Consider the following 14,385-nt stretch of genomic DNA (forward strand, 5'->3'; position numbering starts at 1 on the left):
AGTCATGTATGCACGCGACAATGAATCAGGTGACAAGTCGTCGCAGGAGCAACCCACCGGCGCTCAGGTGGAGACCGCCGTCGAGGCGTTCCGGATGCTCAGTGACGCCACCAGGCTGCGCCTGATGTGGCTGCTGTCGTCAGGGGAGTACGACGTCGGCTCGCTCGCGGAGGCGATCGGGGTCGCGCGCCCCTCGGTCTCCCAGCACCTGGCGAAACTCCGCCTCGCGGGACTGGTGCGCACCCGCAGGGACGGCCGCCGCGTGCTCTATCGGGCCCGCGACGCCCATGTCCGCGCGCTCATCGGTGAGGCTCTTTTCCACGCTGATCACGAGGTCTCCGGCATCCCGCGCCACGACTGACGCGCACCGGGCGGCGACGACCGGGCCGGCCACCGATGTGATCGCGACTCCTCGTGGTGGCGGCCGGCCGATCCGCCAATTGACAGATTAATTTGTCTAGTGGTTCCATGGGGGCGTGACGCCGACCGAGATGACACTCATGGACGAGCCCGACCGGCTGCGCGTGGCGCTCACCCCGATCCGCCGGCGGCTTCTCGCCCGCCTGCGCGAGCCCGCCTCCGCGGTCCAGCTCGCGACCGAGCTTGAGCTGCCGCGCCAGCGGGTCGGATACCACCTCAGGGTGCTGGAGGAGGCCGGGCTGATCGAGTTGGTGGAAGAGCGCCCACGGCGCGGTTTCGTCGAGCGCGTCATGAGGGTCACCGCGAACGCCTTCCTCGTCGATCCCGGCGTGCTCACCTCACCAAACGGAGCCGATGGAGCCGACGAAGCCGGTAAGGCGGACGGAACCGGCGGCGGTGAGGGGGGTGACGACGGGGGCGCCGAGGTGGCCGAGGGGTTCTGCCGGGTCGCCGACCAGTACGCCGCCGAGCATCTCGTCGAGGTGGCCGCCGACACCGTGCGCGACGTCACCCGTATGGCCGCCGCCGCCGACCGGAAGGGCGTCCGGCTGCTGACGTTCACCCTTGAGGCGCGGGTGCGCTTCGCCGAGCCCGGCGACGTGCACGACTTCACCGACGCGCTCGCCGACGCTCTCTCACAGGTGGCGGCACGCTTCGACACTCCCGGCGGGCGACCCTACCGTCTCGTCGCCGGTGGACATCCGGCGCCCGGCCCGCGGGAAACCGGCGGGCACGACACCTCGGACACGCCGGAAAGAGACGGGCCTTCGGTCCCCGAGGCGCCGGAAACCGGCAGCTGACATCCCCTCCCCGGCCCATGGCCCGGGGTTCCCACGTTGGAGACATCCCATGACAGACGAGCCGTTCTCCCTTGAGGTCACCATCGCCGCACCCGTCGACGACGTGTGGAACGCGCTGCGCGACCCCAAGCTGATCCGACGCTGGCACGGCTGGCACTTCGAGGGTCTCGACGAGGAGATCGAGGTCATCTACCACCAGAACGTCGTGGAGTCGGCCGCCGAGCGCCGCATGGAGGTCCAGGGCGGCGACCTGTTCGAACTGGCCGACCTCGGCGGCCGTACGCACCTGCGGATGACCCGCGCTCCGCGAGGTGACAACCCCGAATGGGACGACTACTACGACGACATCAGTGAGGGCTGGATCACCTTCGTCCACCAGCTCGCGTTCGCCCTGGAACGGCACCCGGACGCCGACCGGCGCACGGTCTTCCTCTCCGGTGCGGCGACCACACCGGTGCTGGAGGCCACCGGCCTCGCCGCGGTCGCCGGGCTGCCTCCGGCGAGCCCGTACGAGTTGCGGGCCCCCGCCGGGGAGACGTTGCGCGGTCAGGTCCGGTTCCGTTCGGCCAACCAGCTCGGTCTCACCGTCGACGGCTGGGGCGACGGCCTGCTGGTCGCCGCGCAGAACCCGCCCTCGCCCGCCAATCCGGGCGGCGCCGCCATGATGGTGCTCACCACGTACGGCCTCGACGACGGCGCGTTCGCCGATCTCGAATCCCGCTGGAACGCGTGGTGGGGACGGAACTTCCCCGAGGTGCCCGCGAACGACGGTGAGGCTCCCGCCGACGCGAAGCAGGAGCCTGACGTGTAACGGAGTCCTGATGGACGGAAGGTTCCAGCGGCGCCCTCCTTCATCTCAGCACGCGGAACCGCAGATGTGTGACGCGTGCCGACCCGGCCACGAAGGTCCTCTCCAGTTCGACGTGGTCACCTGCCGGACGGTCGAAGAGCCGGACGCCCGTCCCGAGCAGCACCGGTGCGAGCTGGAGCTGGATCTCGTCCACGAGTCCGGCTCTCACGAGCTGTCCGGCGATGTCCGCCCCGCCCATCACGAGGACGTTCTTCTCCCTCGCCGCCTCTCGAGCCCGCCGGATCGCGCTCTCGAGGCCGTCGGAGACGAAGGTGAAGGTCCCGCTCGTCATGGGCAGCTCCTCCCGATCCTCGTGGGTGAGCACGAAGGACGGCGCGGGGAACGGTGTGTCCTTCCACAGGCCCACGCCCACGTCGAAGGTCCGCCTGCCCAACACCACCGCACCCGTCGAGGCGGACAGGTCCCGATGCACCCCGGCGTCCACCTCCCGGTCGGCGTCGTCGTTGAACAGCCATTCGTGGAGCCGTTCGCCGCACTCACCCATGGGGCGCTCGACGCTGACGTCGGGGCCGGCGACGAAGCCGTCGATCGACATCGTGATGTTCAGCAGAACCATTCCCACGAGATTTCCCCTTTGTCGCCGGAACCCGTGTCGCCGGGCCCCGTTGTCACGCCTTGGTCGTCAGGGCTCGGGTGTTGAAACCCTCGCCGATGGACGCGTGTCTCCCGTGGCGGGCGGGAGGTCATCGCTCTCCTGACGCGGGTCATGCCGTCGTGTCTCGTGTTTTCTCACCGGGATGTGCCTCGCCCGGTCGTACAGGGCGGGTGCGAGTGCGGTGAGCAGCACGGCGGCGGTGACGGCGAATCCCGCAGGGTAGCCCACCGGTCCTGCCAAAAACCCGAACCCGACCGCGCCGACGCCGAGCCCGGCGTCGTAGGCGAGGTTCCAGGTCGCGCTCACCTGGCCGTAGGCGGATTCGGGGGCACGCTCGAACATCAGCGCCAGGGTCGCGTTCTGGGCCATGCCGTATCCCGCCCCGAAGAGCCCCATGCCGACGATCATCGCGACAGGGTTGTCCACCCAGAAGAGTCCGGCCGTGCCGAGAGCGGCGGCCAGGACGGCGGGGGCCAGCAGGCGGGCGGAACCGTGGCGGTCGCCGTACCGGCCCGCCGCCCAGCGCGCGAACGGCGTGGCACAGGACTGCACGAGCAGGGCCACCGCGACCAGATCGCGTGACCGCCCCGGTGCGGCCAGCGGGAGGAAGGTGAGCAGGACACCGGCCGCCGGTGTCACCAGGGCGAAGACGAGCGCGGGCCTGGCGATCCCGCCGTCGCGGAGGACGGCGGGCCCGCGCCGAGTTCGGCCGTTGCCCTCGTGCCCCTCCTCGTGCCGCTGGGGCCGCGCTCGCCGGGAGGGCAGGCCGGGAACGGCGGCCAGCGCGAGCAGTGACAGCGCCGCCCCTGCGGCGAAGACGGGCCCGTAGCCGACGTGCTCGCTCAGCCAGAGTCCCAGCGGCAGGCAGGCGATGGAGGGGACCCCGACGGCCACCCCGTACAGTCCCAGTCCCTCGCCGCGCCGATCGGCGGGAACCAGTTCGGCGATCAGGGCCGCACCGGCCACCACCACGAGCCCGAGCCCGGCACCCCGTGCCAGGCAGATCCCCAGCAGCGAGGGCATCGACGCCGACGCGGGCAACAGGAGGGCGGGTGCTCCGAGCAGGAACAGGCCCAGTCCCATGACCGTCCGGTAGCCGTGCGCACGCAGCAGCGCGGGCACCGCGAACTCCGTCAGCACGGTCCCCAGCATCATGGCACCGGTCGACAGGCCCGCTCCCACACCGCCCGCGCCGGATGTGGCCGCGTACAGGGGGACGACGGGCGCCAGCAGGTAGAAGCCGCCGAGGGCACCGAGCGAGGCGGTCAGCAACAGGACCATCGGGCGGTTCAGGATGCCGGTGCCGTCCCGCGGCCTCTTTCCCGCGTCCTTCGATGTCTCCTCGCAGACCCTCTGGAGATCCCTGCCGCTCCTCCGGGTCTCCGCGTCGCTCCCCGCGGGCCCCATGCCGCCGGGAGTCTCCGCGGAGGCGCCCTTCTGGTGATCCATGGGCCGACCCTAGAGCGGAACCGGCTCAGCGGTAAGGTCCGCTTTCATGTCGATCGAGTGGACCGGTTCGGGACCCGAACTCCTGTTGCGTGTCGACAGGAACCGGCCGGAACCACTGCGTGTGCAGCTCGAACGCGCGCTGCGCGAGAGCATCCGCGCCGGCCGGCTGGCAGCGGGGGAGCGGCTCCCCTCCTCACGCGTCCTGGCCCGCGACCTCGGCGTCTCCCGAGGCCTGGTGACCGAGTGCTACGCGCAGCTACAGGCCGAGGGCTACCTCGTCACGCGTGGCGGCTCGGCCACCCGCGTGGCGGCCGAGGCCCGCCCGCCGGTGGCCGAGCCACAGCCCGTGCCCGCCGCGCCGTCCTCCCTCTCCTTGCCGCCCGAGTCCACCGCGTTCACCGGGCCCGTTCGGATCGACTTCCGGCCCGGTGTGCCCGACCTGTCGAGCTTCCCCCGCGAGCGGTGGAGCCGGGCCCTGCGGCGCGCCTGCCGCGATGCGCCCGGTGACCTGCTCGGTTACGGCGATCCCTACGGTGACCCGGTGCTGCGCGATGTGCTCGCCGCCTACCTGCGGCGGGTCCGCGCCGCGGCCGCCGACCCGTCCCACACCGTCGTGTGCGCGGGGTACGCGCAGGGACTGCAACTCGTTCTGCGGGTGTTGGCGGGGGAGGGGGTGCGCGTCGTGGCCGTGGAGGATCCCGGTGACCCCGACTGCCGCGCCGTCGCCATGGCGCTGGGTTTCGACCTCGTCGCGGTGCCCGTCGACGAGCGCGGTATCGACGTCGGCGCGCTCGCGACCTCCGGTGCGCGCGCCGTGCTCCTCACCCCCGCACATCAGTCGCCCACCGGTGTCGTACTGGCTCCCGACCGGAGGCAGGCGCTGATCGCCTGGGCCGTCGCCCGCGGCGCGACGATCGTCGAGGACGACTACGACGCCGAGTTCCGCTATGACCGCGAACCGGTCGGTGCCCTGCAGGGGCTCGCCCCCGACCGGGTGGCGCTCATCGGTTCGGTGAGCAAGTCGCTCGCCCCGGCTCTGCGTCTCGGATGGATCCTCTGCCCGCCTCGCCTGTCCGCCGACGTCGCGGACCAGAAGCGGTTCGCCGACCGGGGCTCGCCGGCCTTCGACCAGCTCGCGCTCGCCGATCTGTTGAGCTCAGGTCAATACGACCGCCACCTGCGCCATATGCGGCCACGTTACGCCGCCCGGCGCGCGGCCCTCGTCGAGGCGCTGGGTCGGCACGCGCCCGAGGTCGAGCTGCGCGGGCTGGCCGCCGGTTTCCACGCGGTCGCCCAGTTGCCGCCGGGCGCGGACGAGCGTGCCGTGGTCGAGGCCGCCCGCCGCCGGTCCGTTGGGTTGTACGGGATGAGTGGTTATCTCCTCGGCCCCCCGGAAGGGCGGCCGTCTCCCGCGCGGCTCGTCCTCGGATTCGGCAACCTGACCTCGGACGCAGTCTCCGACGGCATCGCCACCGTCGCGGACCTGCTGCGGGGCTGTTGAGCCTCCGGAAGGCCCCGATGGCTCAACGGTGCCGGTGCCGTCTTCTCGCAGGACCCACCGCCCACGTCGGAACGGCGGCTTCGTCGCGAGGGCTCACGCCTCCTTGAGGATCGCGGCCACCGACTCGCGCAGCGGTGTGGTGGGGCGGCCGATGAGGGCGCTGAGCTCGCCCGGGGTGGGGGAGAGGGCTCCGCGGACGATGTCGAGGTCGATGTCGGCGTACATGGTCGCCGCCGGCTCGGGCAGGCCCGCGTCGATCAGCGCCTGGCGGTAGTCGGCGTGCGGCAGGTCCTGGTAGACGACCGGCCTGCCGGTGGCCGCCGACACCTCGGCGGCCAGTTCGGGCAGGCTCCACGCGGTGTCGCCGGAGAGTTCGTAGATCTTGTCGCCGTCCTCCTCGCGGGTGAGCACGGCGACGGCCGCGGCCGCGAAGTCGGCTCGGGCCGCGCCGGCGACGCGGCCCTCACCGGCGGCGCCGAAGATCACACCGTGCTCGACGCCCTGAAGGACGGACGCCGCGTAGACCTCGGTGTAGAAGCCGTTGCGCAGGAAGGTGAACGGGATCCCGGAGGCGCGGATGTGTTCCTCGGTGCCTCGGTGGTCGGCGGCCAGTGCGAGGGGCGTGGTGTCGGCGTGCAGCACGCTGGTGTAGACGATGCGGGCGACCTCGGCCGCTCTGGCGGCGTCCACCACGGCGCGGTGTTGTCCGAGTCGCCGTCCGACGGCGTCGCCGGAGATGAACAGGACCGTGTCGCCGGGCGCGAAGACTCCCTTGAGCGTCTCCGGCCGCTCGTAGTCGGCCTCCTTGATCTTGACGCCGCGCGCGGCCAGATCGGCCGCCTTGCCGGGATTCCGCACGGCGGCCACGACATGGTCGGCGGGCACGCTCTCCAGCAGTCCGTCCACCACCAGGCGGCCGAGCCGACCGGTGGCACCGGTGACAACGATCATTTCACTTCTCCTCGCTCGAAGGGTTCGCCGTCAGGTTAGTACTAACTAATAGATAGCGCCAACTAAAAGTTAGTACTCTCTTTGGGGTGGTGTGGCGAGAAAGTAGGGTGGAAGGATGGACGACCGGGTCGCGATCCCGCAGGACGAGTTCAGTCAGCTCACCTTCGACGTCTTCATGCGCGGATGCGTCTCGCGCGAGACGATGGAGCACATCACCGGCCGCTGGGGCGTCCTGGTCATGGTCGCGCTCCACGAGGGGACCTATCGCTTCAACGCCCTGCGCCGCCGGGTCGACGGAGTGAGCGAGAAGATGCTCGCCCAGACCCTGCAGGCACTGGAGCGCGACGGCCTGGTCCACCGCGAGGCCGAGCCGACCATCCCCCCGAAGGTCGAGTACAGTCTCACGCCGCTCGGTGCCCAGGCGGCCACGCGCCTGCTCGACCTCATCGAATGGCTGGAGGGTGAGATGCCCGCGGTGATGGAGGCCCGTGCGCGTCACGACCAGGCCAGAGGCGATCACCGGACGACGTAGGCGGGCCATCCGTCGCGTCGTACGCGTCGGTCCGGCGACCGGCGACCCTCATCGCGGAACGAGGCGGCGAGGAGGGCGAGGCCGGATCGGTGCGCGGCCGGAAGCGTGGATCAAGAAATGTCGCCGAGGGCCGATAGCGTGTCCGGCATGAGCGACAAGATCATTGATTCCCCCACCGACTGGGTCTCCGCGCACCTTCGCACCTATGTCGAGTCGAACGGCGCGGAGGGGCACCTCTACTACGGCAGGCCCACCCTGCTGCTCACCACCGTCGGGCGCAGGTCTGGGCTGAAGCGGCGCACCCCGCTCATCTACGGTCGCGACGGCGACGCCTACGTGGTCGTCGCCTCCAACGGCGGGGCCGACGAGCACCCGCTGTGGTACCACAACGTGGTGGCTCTGCCGCAGGTCGAGGTGCAGGTGCAGGCCGAGGTGTTCACCGCCGTCGCGCGGACCGCGACCGCGCGGGAGAAGGCCGCCCTGTGGGAGCAGATGGTGGGAATCCACGGCGAGTACGCCGACTACCGGCGCAAGACGGCTCGCGACATCCCGGTGGTGATTCTCACCCGTGCCTGAGGCTTGATCCGGTGTGCGCACCGCCGGGCGGCCTCGTCGGGGTGTTTGTCACGTGGAGTGCGCGGTGTGCGATCTCGACCGAGCCGGCAACGGGGCGAGCGAGCGTGCCGCTCGCCCCGGTGACACTCGCTGCGAAACCTGTGTGAAACGGTCAGTTGCTACGGCTCCGCTAGCCAGGAAGAGCAGTACGATCTACTGTAATTGAGAGTAAACCGTGCGTAAGGAGTGGGGCGTGGATCTTATCGTGCCGCCGACGGAACGGCTCTGGTGATGGCCGGTCAAGCAACCATCGGTGACCGCATCCGCGGATTGCGGTTGAGCAGGCACATGTCCCAGGCGCAGTTGGCCGGGCCAGACCTGTCTGACAGTTATGTTTCGCTCATCGAGTCAGGAAAACGGACCCCCACACCGGTCGTCACGCGCCTGCTCGCCGACCGGCTCGGCTGCGGCATGGAGTTCCTCCTCCACGGGATCGAGCCGCACCAGCGCGTCGACACCGGGCTCGCCCTGCGTCAGGCCGAACTCGAACTGTGTCACGGGGACCCGGCCGCCGCGGCCGAGCTCTTCGCCGACACGGCCAAGGCGGCGAGTGACGACAGCGCCGTGCTCGCGGCGCAGGCGCGTTTCGGTCATGCTCGCGCGCTGGAGGCCCAGGGGGACACGGCGGGGGCGGTCGAGGTCTACGAGCGGCTTCGCCACGAGGCCGTGACGCATCCCGAGCGTCTCGCCGTCCTTCCCGTCGCCGTGGCGCTCTGCCGCTGCTACCACCGTGCCGGTGACACGATGCGTGCCCGGGATCTCGGGCTGGAGGCCCTTGCCCAGGCCGAGCGGTTCGGGCTCGACCGGGGCGAGCTCGCCCTCGACCTCGCCGCGGTGCTCGCCGAGACCGAGATCGACTTCGCGTACGTCGAGCGCGTGCTGGCGATCTCCCCGCTGCCCGACGCCGTTGACCGCGACTCGGAGGTTCTCAGCCTGTGGCGGGCCAGTACGGCCGCGGCGGAGGAGGAGGACTCGTCGCTCGCCGCGCGGCTCGCGGCGGAGGCCGTCGCCGCGGGCCGGCCCGCGCGGATGGCCATCCGCCACGTCCAGAGCGCGATGCGCTGGGCATGGATCGCCACCGTGCGTCCCGAGGACGCCGACCTCGACCGGGCGGGTGAGTTCGCCGCCTCGGCGGTCGAGATTCTCTCGCGCCTGTCGCCCGGGACGATCGAGCACGCCCGTGGCCTGGTCGTGCTCTCCCGCGTGCGGCTGCGCTCCGGGGACGTGGAGGCCGCCACCGGTCTGGCCGAGCAGGCTCTCGGCCTGCTCGCCGACGTGCGGGGGACGGTGCCGGCGATGGCACACGTGGTTTTGGCCGAACTGGCTCTGGCACGCTCCAAAAACGGGGGCCCGGCACTGGTGAAGGCGCAGGAGCTGCTCACCGATCCGGGCACCTCCGGGGCTCCCGTCGTCGACCGGGAGTCGGCCAGGCTCTGGCGTGAGATCGGTGACCTCTGGGGCCGGGCCGGGGCGGCCGAGGAGCAGATGAACGCCTATCGCAGGGCGCTCGAAACGGTGGGGATCGGTCCACGCACGGAAGCACCGTCCGGTTCGAAGTGGCGTGAGGTGGCGATCCCGGCGAGTCCGGCGATCCCCGCGCACCTCGGGGTGTCGCACGAGTCGAGAGCCGGGTGACGTTTTCGCCCTGACGCATTGACGCCGTGCCCCTCCGGCCTCTTTGGGGTGGGCGCGCGTCGATGACGCATGGGCGGGTGCGCCTCGTTCGCCGGGATTTCCGGCGCGTTCGCGAAATGGGGTGTGAGGGCTTTGTCATGCCCTGGGCGGCGGGGTCGAAGGTGAACCGCGGGGCGATGCGTAACGCCGTGCGGAAAAAGTGGCAATAAAGGCTGAGTCGGTCTTTCGTTCCTTTTGTAGTGGATGAATGAGTAGAGGGCGGATCGGCGAATGGCGGATCCGTAAAAATCGGTGACACTGAATTATCAATGCAGCTCAGGGGTGGTGGCGAGACGTGTCGCGGGCTCAGGTCCTCAGGGTTGGATAGGTGAATGAGGCTTCTCGGTAATTGCGGATAAATTCCCTCCGTGTTGCAGCCCCGAAATTCGGCCTTCCTGGAATGTCGCACATATCGTTATTGTGTGCGGTCGGTCTGATGGTGGGGCGAGAGGGGCTAATGGCTGATGTGCTCGTGGTTCCGGTGCGTCTGGCGGCGCTCTATTCGAAGGACGAGGTCGGAGTCGTCGAGCCGGTGGATTTCACCCGGTTGCCGTATGTCGATCCCATGACGAAACGGGACGTCCGGCCGGGAACCCCGTACATCAGCGAGGAGATCCTTCCGGACCCCTTCGAGGGGCGGGACTTCGTGCTCGGGCCGGGAGTGCACCTGCACTGGCCGCTTCCGGACGCGCTGACCCGGCTCGTCCAGGAGGACGGGAAGACGTGGGTGCCCGCCGTGCCGAACCGGTGGCTGGTGACGTGCCGCAGGGACGAGGTGTTGGAACGTTCCTGGATGGTCGAGAGCGACTACCTGGCCGCACCGGGCGACGCGAACACGGCCGGGATCGCGTTCCCCATGACCGACGGCGGCGTGTTCGTCGGCGCGAGCGCGACCGAGGCGCTCGCCGCCCACCTCGGTACGGTGCTCGACGGGGTCGCCCCTGACGAGGCCGAGAACCTGCTCGAAGCCCTCGGCACGAAAACCTGTGGCCAGGTGTCGTGCCGAGGCGGTCTACTGTCACGGCATGATGATCTTCGGTCCCGTGGTCGACACCCGGCCTCTCTTCCCACGCGAACGTCGCGCGCTGCTCGACCTGCTCGGATCACTGGATCCGCAGGACTGGGAGCGGCCGACGGTCTGCCCGGGGTGGAATGTTCATGATGTCGTCGGACACGTCCTCAACGACTACCTGCGTCGGCTCTCGGGCGGTCGGGACGGGTACCGCGGCGCCGTTTTCGCCGACGACGAGACGTTGCCCGTCTACCTGGCACGTGTCAACGAGGAGTTCGTCCGGGCATTTCGTCAATGCAGCCCGCAGGTGATGATCGAACTGCTGGCTCACCTGGGCCCCGAACTCGACGCCCTGTGGTCGGTCCGCGACCTGGACGCCCCCGCCGATCTGGACGTGTCCTGGGCCGCCACCGATCTGACCAGTCCCACCTGGCTCGACATCGCCCGCGAATACACGGAGTTCTGGGTCCACCAGCAGCAGATACGCGATGCCGTCTCCCGGCAGGGCGCCGACGACCCGGATCTGCTGGGTCCCGTCATCGACACGTTCCTGCGCGCGCTGCCCCACACCCTGCGGGCCGAGACCCGCCCCGAGGGCACGGTCATGCGATTCGACGTCACCGGCTCGGCGGGCGGTGTCTGGTTTGTCGCACGACAGGCCGGTCGATGGCAGATGACCGCCGACGACACGGTGGACGAACCCGTCGCGCACGTCACAATGGATCAGGATGTGCTCTGGCGTCTCGCCAGCCGGGGAATCACCGTCGAAGAGGCGCGACGACGTTCGGACACGCGCGGCGACCTCGGCCTCACCTCGGCCGCCACCACTCTCCTCGCGGTCGTCCGATAACCCGCACGGCGGGTCCTTCGTCACCGAGACACCCGAACGGCGTGGCACCCGGCCGGGGTGGAGCGTCCCGCGCGACCGGAGTGGTGGCGACGACCGAAGCGGTGACGATCCGCCCGATGCCGGTGACCTCGGCGTCGGGCGGAGATCCTGTCAATCCTGTCGGCGGGACTTCAGCCGCGCTGACAGGGCCGCAGCCTGGGTGCGGCGCTCCATGCTGAGCTTGGACAGCATGTTGGAGACGTAGTTCTTGACGGTCTTCTCGGCGAGGTGCATCCGCTCGCCGATCTGCCGGTTGGTCAGGCCCTCGCCGATGAGTTCCAGGATGTGCCGCTCCTGGTCCGTCAGCGCCTCCAGTGGGTCCTTGCGGGCGGCCTGCTCGCGCAGCCGCGCCAGCATGGCCGAGGTCGTCTGCGGGTCGAGCAGCGACTGGCCGCCCGCCACCGTACGCACGGCGCCCACCAGGTCCGAGCCGTGGATCTGCTTGAGCACGTAGCCGGACGCGCCCGCCATCACCGCGTTGAACAGGGCGTCGTCGTCGGCGAATGAGGTGAGCATCAGACAGGCCAGATCCGGGACCCTGGAGCGGACCTCCCGGCACACGTCCACCCCGTTGCCGTCGGGCAGGCGTACGTCCAGGACGGCGACGTCGGGCCGCAGCGCCGGAATGCGGGCCACCGCCGACTCGGCGGTCCCCGCCTCGCCGATCACCTCGATGTCGCCCTCGGACTCCAGCAGCGCGGCCACGCCCCGCCGTACCACTTCGTGATCGTCGACCAGGAACACGCGAATCATGCCTCGGATGGTAGTCGTCCGACGACCTCGCCTGTAGGGACCAAGGTCCTCAACGGGTCCTCAACGGGTCCTCAACGGGTCCTCAACGGGTCCTCAACGGGTCCTCAACGGGTCCTCAACGGGTCCTCAGCGCCGCCGCCGTACGATCTCGCGGGTCACCGGCCGGGCTCCCCGGGGAGCGGGATCTTTTCCTCGCCACCTGAGTTAGGTTAGGCTAACTTTAATCGCGTGTCTCCTTCCGTGAAGAGCGCGTACCTCGCCAAACGGCTCACCGGTCTGTTCCTGCTGGGTGGCCTGCTGCTGCTCGCCGTGCTGGCCGGAATCGTGATCGGCGCCAAGCACATCCCGCCGGGCCAGGCATTGGCCGGAGTGTTCTCCCCGGACGGCTCGGAGAACGCGCTGATCATCCAGGAGCTGCGGCTGCCGCGCACCCTGCTCGGGGTCGCCGTGGGGGCGGCGCTCGGACTGGCGGGCGCGCTCATGCAGGCGCTGACCCGCAACCCGCTGGCCGAGCCGGGACTGCTCGGCGTCAACGGCGGCGCGGCGGTGGCGGTCGTGACGGTGATCGGTCTCTTCCGGGTGGACGACGTCCTCGTCTACGTGTGGGCGGCGTTCCTCGGGGCCGCCGGAGCCGCGCTGCTCGTCTACCTGATCGGGGCGCGCGGCCGTTCCGGCGCCACACCCGCGCGGCTCGTCCTCGCGGGCGCCGGGATCAACGCGGTGTTCAGCTCGCTGACGGCGGGGATGATGCTGCTCAGCCCGCGCAGTTTCAACGGCTTCCGCTTCTGGCAGGTGGGCTCGCTGTCCGGGCGTGACCTCGCTCTCTTCGTGCGGATCGGCCCGTTCCTGCTGGCGGGAACGGTGCTGGCGCTTCTCCTGGCGCGCCCGCTCAACGCCCTCGCCCTGGGGGAGGACACCGGGCGCGCACTGGGTGCCAGGCCGGGCAGGACCCGCGCGCTGGGGGCGCTCGCGATCGTGGTGCTGTGCGGTGCCGCCACGGCAGCGGTGGGCCCGATCGCGTTCGTCGGGCTGGCGGTGCCCTTCATGGTCAGGGCGCTGGTCGGCCCCGACCAGCGCTGGGTGCTGCCGTACTCGCTGCTGCTGGCGCCGGTGCTGATGCTCGCCGCCGACGTCCTCGGGCGCGTGGTCGCGGCGCCCGGCGAACTGGAGACGGGCATCGTCACCGCGTTCCTCGGCGCCCCCCTCCTGGCCCTGATGGTCCGTCGCGGAAGGGTTCCCCAGCTGTGAGCACGAGTCGTGTCCTGCGCGTCGGGGCGATGTCCCTGCGATGGGAGCCGCGCGTCGTCGTGGTGTGTGCCGCGCTGGTGGCCCTCGCGCTGGGGACGGCGATGGCGGTGGTCGGCAGCGGTGACTTCCCCGTCTCCGCCGCCGAGGTGGTGGGGGCGCTGACCGGTCGGGGGGAGCGGGCCACGGAGTTCATCGTGCTCACGTTGCGCCTGCCCAGGGCGCTCACCGGCCTGCTCGCCGGCGCGGCGCTCGGCCTGAGCGGGGCCGTCTTCCAGAGCATCACGCGCAACCCGCTGGGCAGCCCGGACATCATCGGGTTCACCACCGGGTCGGCGACCGGCGCGCTGCTGCAGATCCTGGTCATCGGCGGCGGCGCCTTCGCCGTCGCGGTCGGCTCCGTCCTCGGCGCGGTGCTGACCGCGCTCGCCGTCTACCTGGTCGCCTACCGGGGTGGGGTGCACGGTTACCGGCTGGTCCTGGTCGGGGTCGCCGCGGCCGCGATGCTCGAGGCGTTCAACGCCTACCTCGTCACCCGAGCCGAGCTGCGCGAGGCGTACGAGGCGGCGTTCTGGCTCACCGGCAGCCTGAACGGCAGGGGCTGGCCGCACGCGTGGCCACTCGCCCTGGCGATGGCCGTCCTCGTACCGGCCGCGCTGGCCTTCGGGGGCCGGTTGCGCATGGGCGAGCTCGGGGACGACGCGGCCCAGGCGCTCGGTGTGCCCGTCCAGCGGACGCGGGCCGCGCTCGTGGTGATCGGGGTGGGGCTGGTGGCGGTGGCGACCGCGGCGGTGGGCCCGGTCCCGTTCGTCGCGCTCGCCGCGCCTCAGCTGGCGCGCGGACTCACCCGCAAGCCCGGTACGCAGCTCGTACCGGCCGCGCTGATGGGCGCGACGCTGCTCGTGCTCAGCGACCTGGTGACGTTGCACCTGCCGGTCGCGGTGCCGGTCGGCGTGGTCACCGGGATCCTCGGCGGCGTCTATCTGGTCTGGCTGCTCTCGACCGAGGGAGTGCGAGGGCGGGCGTGAGCGGCCGGGTGTTTTCGAGGCGACGGCATGCTGAGGGTTCCGGTCGGCCG

Annotated in this window: 15 protein-coding genes; 11 read left to right on the top strand and 4 right to left on the bottom strand. The window is 70.7% G+C overall.

Annotation, left to right across the window (positions count from 1 at the left end; all coding sequences use genetic code 11):
* The first annotated feature begins 4 nt into the window (after positions 1-4).
* The 3 genes from ABT352_RS24630 (at position 5) to ABT352_RS24640 (ending at position 2,031) form a co-directional block, all read left to right on the top strand.
* Positions 5-361 (top strand): ArsR/SmtB family transcription factor, encoded by a 357-nt coding sequence (locus ABT352_RS24630; RefSeq protein ID WP_350947263.1) that lies wholly within the window; start codon positions 5-7, stop codon positions 359-361.
* Positions 362-476: 115 nt separating this feature from the next.
* Complete coding sequence (locus tag ABT352_RS24635; RefSeq protein WP_350947264.1) at positions 477-1,220, top strand: helix-turn-helix domain-containing protein; 744 nt, start codon at positions 477-479, stop codon at positions 1,218-1,220.
* Between the two features lie 49 nt (positions 1,221-1,269).
* Positions 1,270-2,031 carry an SRPBCC family protein gene (locus ABT352_RS24640; protein ID WP_350947265.1) on the top strand — a complete coding sequence of 254 codons (762 nt, stop codon included), beginning with the start codon at positions 1,270-1,272 and terminating at the stop codon, positions 2,029-2,031.
* A gap of 40 nt (positions 2,032-2,071) precedes the next feature.
* Here the strand turns inward: ABT352_RS24640 and ABT352_RS24645 are convergent, their stop codons facing one another.
* Positions 2,072-2,647 (bottom strand): dihydrofolate reductase family protein, encoded by a 576-nt coding sequence (locus ABT352_RS24645; protein WP_350947316.1) that lies wholly within the window; start codon positions 2,645-2,647, stop codon positions 2,072-2,074.
* Positions 2,648-2,713: 66 nt separating this feature from the next.
* Entirely contained in the window at positions 2,714-4,135 is a 1,422-nt protein-coding gene (locus tag ABT352_RS24650; protein ID WP_350947266.1) for an MFS transporter, read from the bottom strand.
* Positions 4,136-4,181: 46 nt separating this feature from the next.
* On the opposite strand from ABT352_RS24650, the gene pdxR reads away from it, so the two are divergent.
* A complete protein-coding gene (pdxR, locus tag ABT352_RS24655; RefSeq protein ID WP_350947267.1) occupies positions 4,182-5,636 on the top strand; it encodes a MocR-like pyridoxine biosynthesis transcription factor PdxR in 1,455 nt (484 codons plus the stop codon).
* Between the two features lie 93 nt (positions 5,637-5,729).
* Here the strand turns inward: pdxR and ABT352_RS24660 are convergent, their stop codons facing one another.
* Positions 5,730-6,587, bottom strand: a complete 858-nt coding sequence (locus ABT352_RS24660; protein ID WP_350947268.1) for an NAD(P)H-binding protein — start codon at positions 6,585-6,587, stop codon at positions 5,730-5,732.
* 115 nt (positions 6,588-6,702) lie between these two features.
* Here ABT352_RS24660 and ABT352_RS24665 point away from each other — a divergent pair, with 115 nt between their 5' ends.
* The 5 genes from ABT352_RS24665 to ABT352_RS24685 all read left to right on the top strand — a co-directional run bounded on the left by ABT352_RS24665 (position 6,703) and on the right by ABT352_RS24685 (position 11,270).
* Positions 6,703-7,119, top strand: a complete 417-nt coding sequence (locus ABT352_RS24665; protein WP_350947269.1) for a winged helix-turn-helix transcriptional regulator — start codon at positions 6,703-6,705, stop codon at positions 7,117-7,119.
* A gap of 147 nt (positions 7,120-7,266) precedes the next feature.
* Positions 7,267-7,695, top strand: coding sequence for a nitroreductase family deazaflavin-dependent oxidoreductase (locus tag ABT352_RS24670; RefSeq protein ID WP_350947270.1), 429 nt, complete (start codon positions 7,267-7,269; stop codon positions 7,693-7,695).
* 270 nt (positions 7,696-7,965) lie between these two features.
* Positions 7,966-9,369 carry a helix-turn-helix domain-containing protein gene (locus ABT352_RS24675; RefSeq protein ID WP_350947271.1) on the top strand — a complete coding sequence of 468 codons (1,404 nt, stop codon included), beginning with the start codon at positions 7,966-7,968 and terminating at the stop codon, positions 9,367-9,369.
* Positions 9,370-9,865: 496 nt separating this feature from the next.
* Positions 9,866-10,570, top strand: a complete 705-nt coding sequence (locus tag ABT352_RS24680; protein WP_350947272.1) for a hypothetical protein — start codon at positions 9,866-9,868, stop codon at positions 10,568-10,570.
* Complete coding sequence (locus ABT352_RS24685) at positions 10,452-11,270, top strand: maleylpyruvate isomerase family mycothiol-dependent enzyme (protein ID WP_350947317.1); 819 nt, start codon at positions 10,452-10,454, stop codon at positions 11,268-11,270. Before ABT352_RS24680 ends, ABT352_RS24685 begins: the two co-directional genes overlap by 119 nt.
* A 150-nt stretch (positions 11,271-11,420) precedes the next feature.
* On the opposite strand, the gene ABT352_RS24690 is transcribed toward ABT352_RS24685, so the two are convergent.
* The gene (locus ABT352_RS24690; RefSeq protein WP_350947273.1) at positions 11,421-12,062 is read right to left on the bottom strand and encodes a response regulator; all 642 of its coding nucleotides are present in this window, start codon (positions 12,060-12,062) and stop codon (positions 11,421-11,423) included.
* Between the two features lie 228 nt (positions 12,063-12,290).
* Between ABT352_RS24690 and ABT352_RS24695 the strand changes: the two genes are divergently transcribed.
* A complete protein-coding gene (locus tag ABT352_RS24695; RefSeq protein WP_350947274.1) occupies positions 12,291-13,310 on the top strand; it encodes a FecCD family ABC transporter permease in 1,020 nt (339 codons plus the stop codon).
* Positions 13,307-14,335, top strand: coding sequence for a FecCD family ABC transporter permease (locus ABT352_RS24700; protein WP_350947275.1), 1,029 nt, complete (start codon positions 13,307-13,309; stop codon positions 14,333-14,335). The genes ABT352_RS24695 and ABT352_RS24700 overlap by 4 nt, the downstream gene beginning before the upstream one ends.
* Positions 14,336-14,385: the final 50 nt, after the last annotated feature.

It is taken from the genome of Streptosporangium sp. NPDC000563 (assembly GCF_040299985.1).
Classification (GTDB): Bacteria; Actinomycetota; Actinomycetes; order Streptosporangiales; family Streptosporangiaceae; genus Streptosporangium.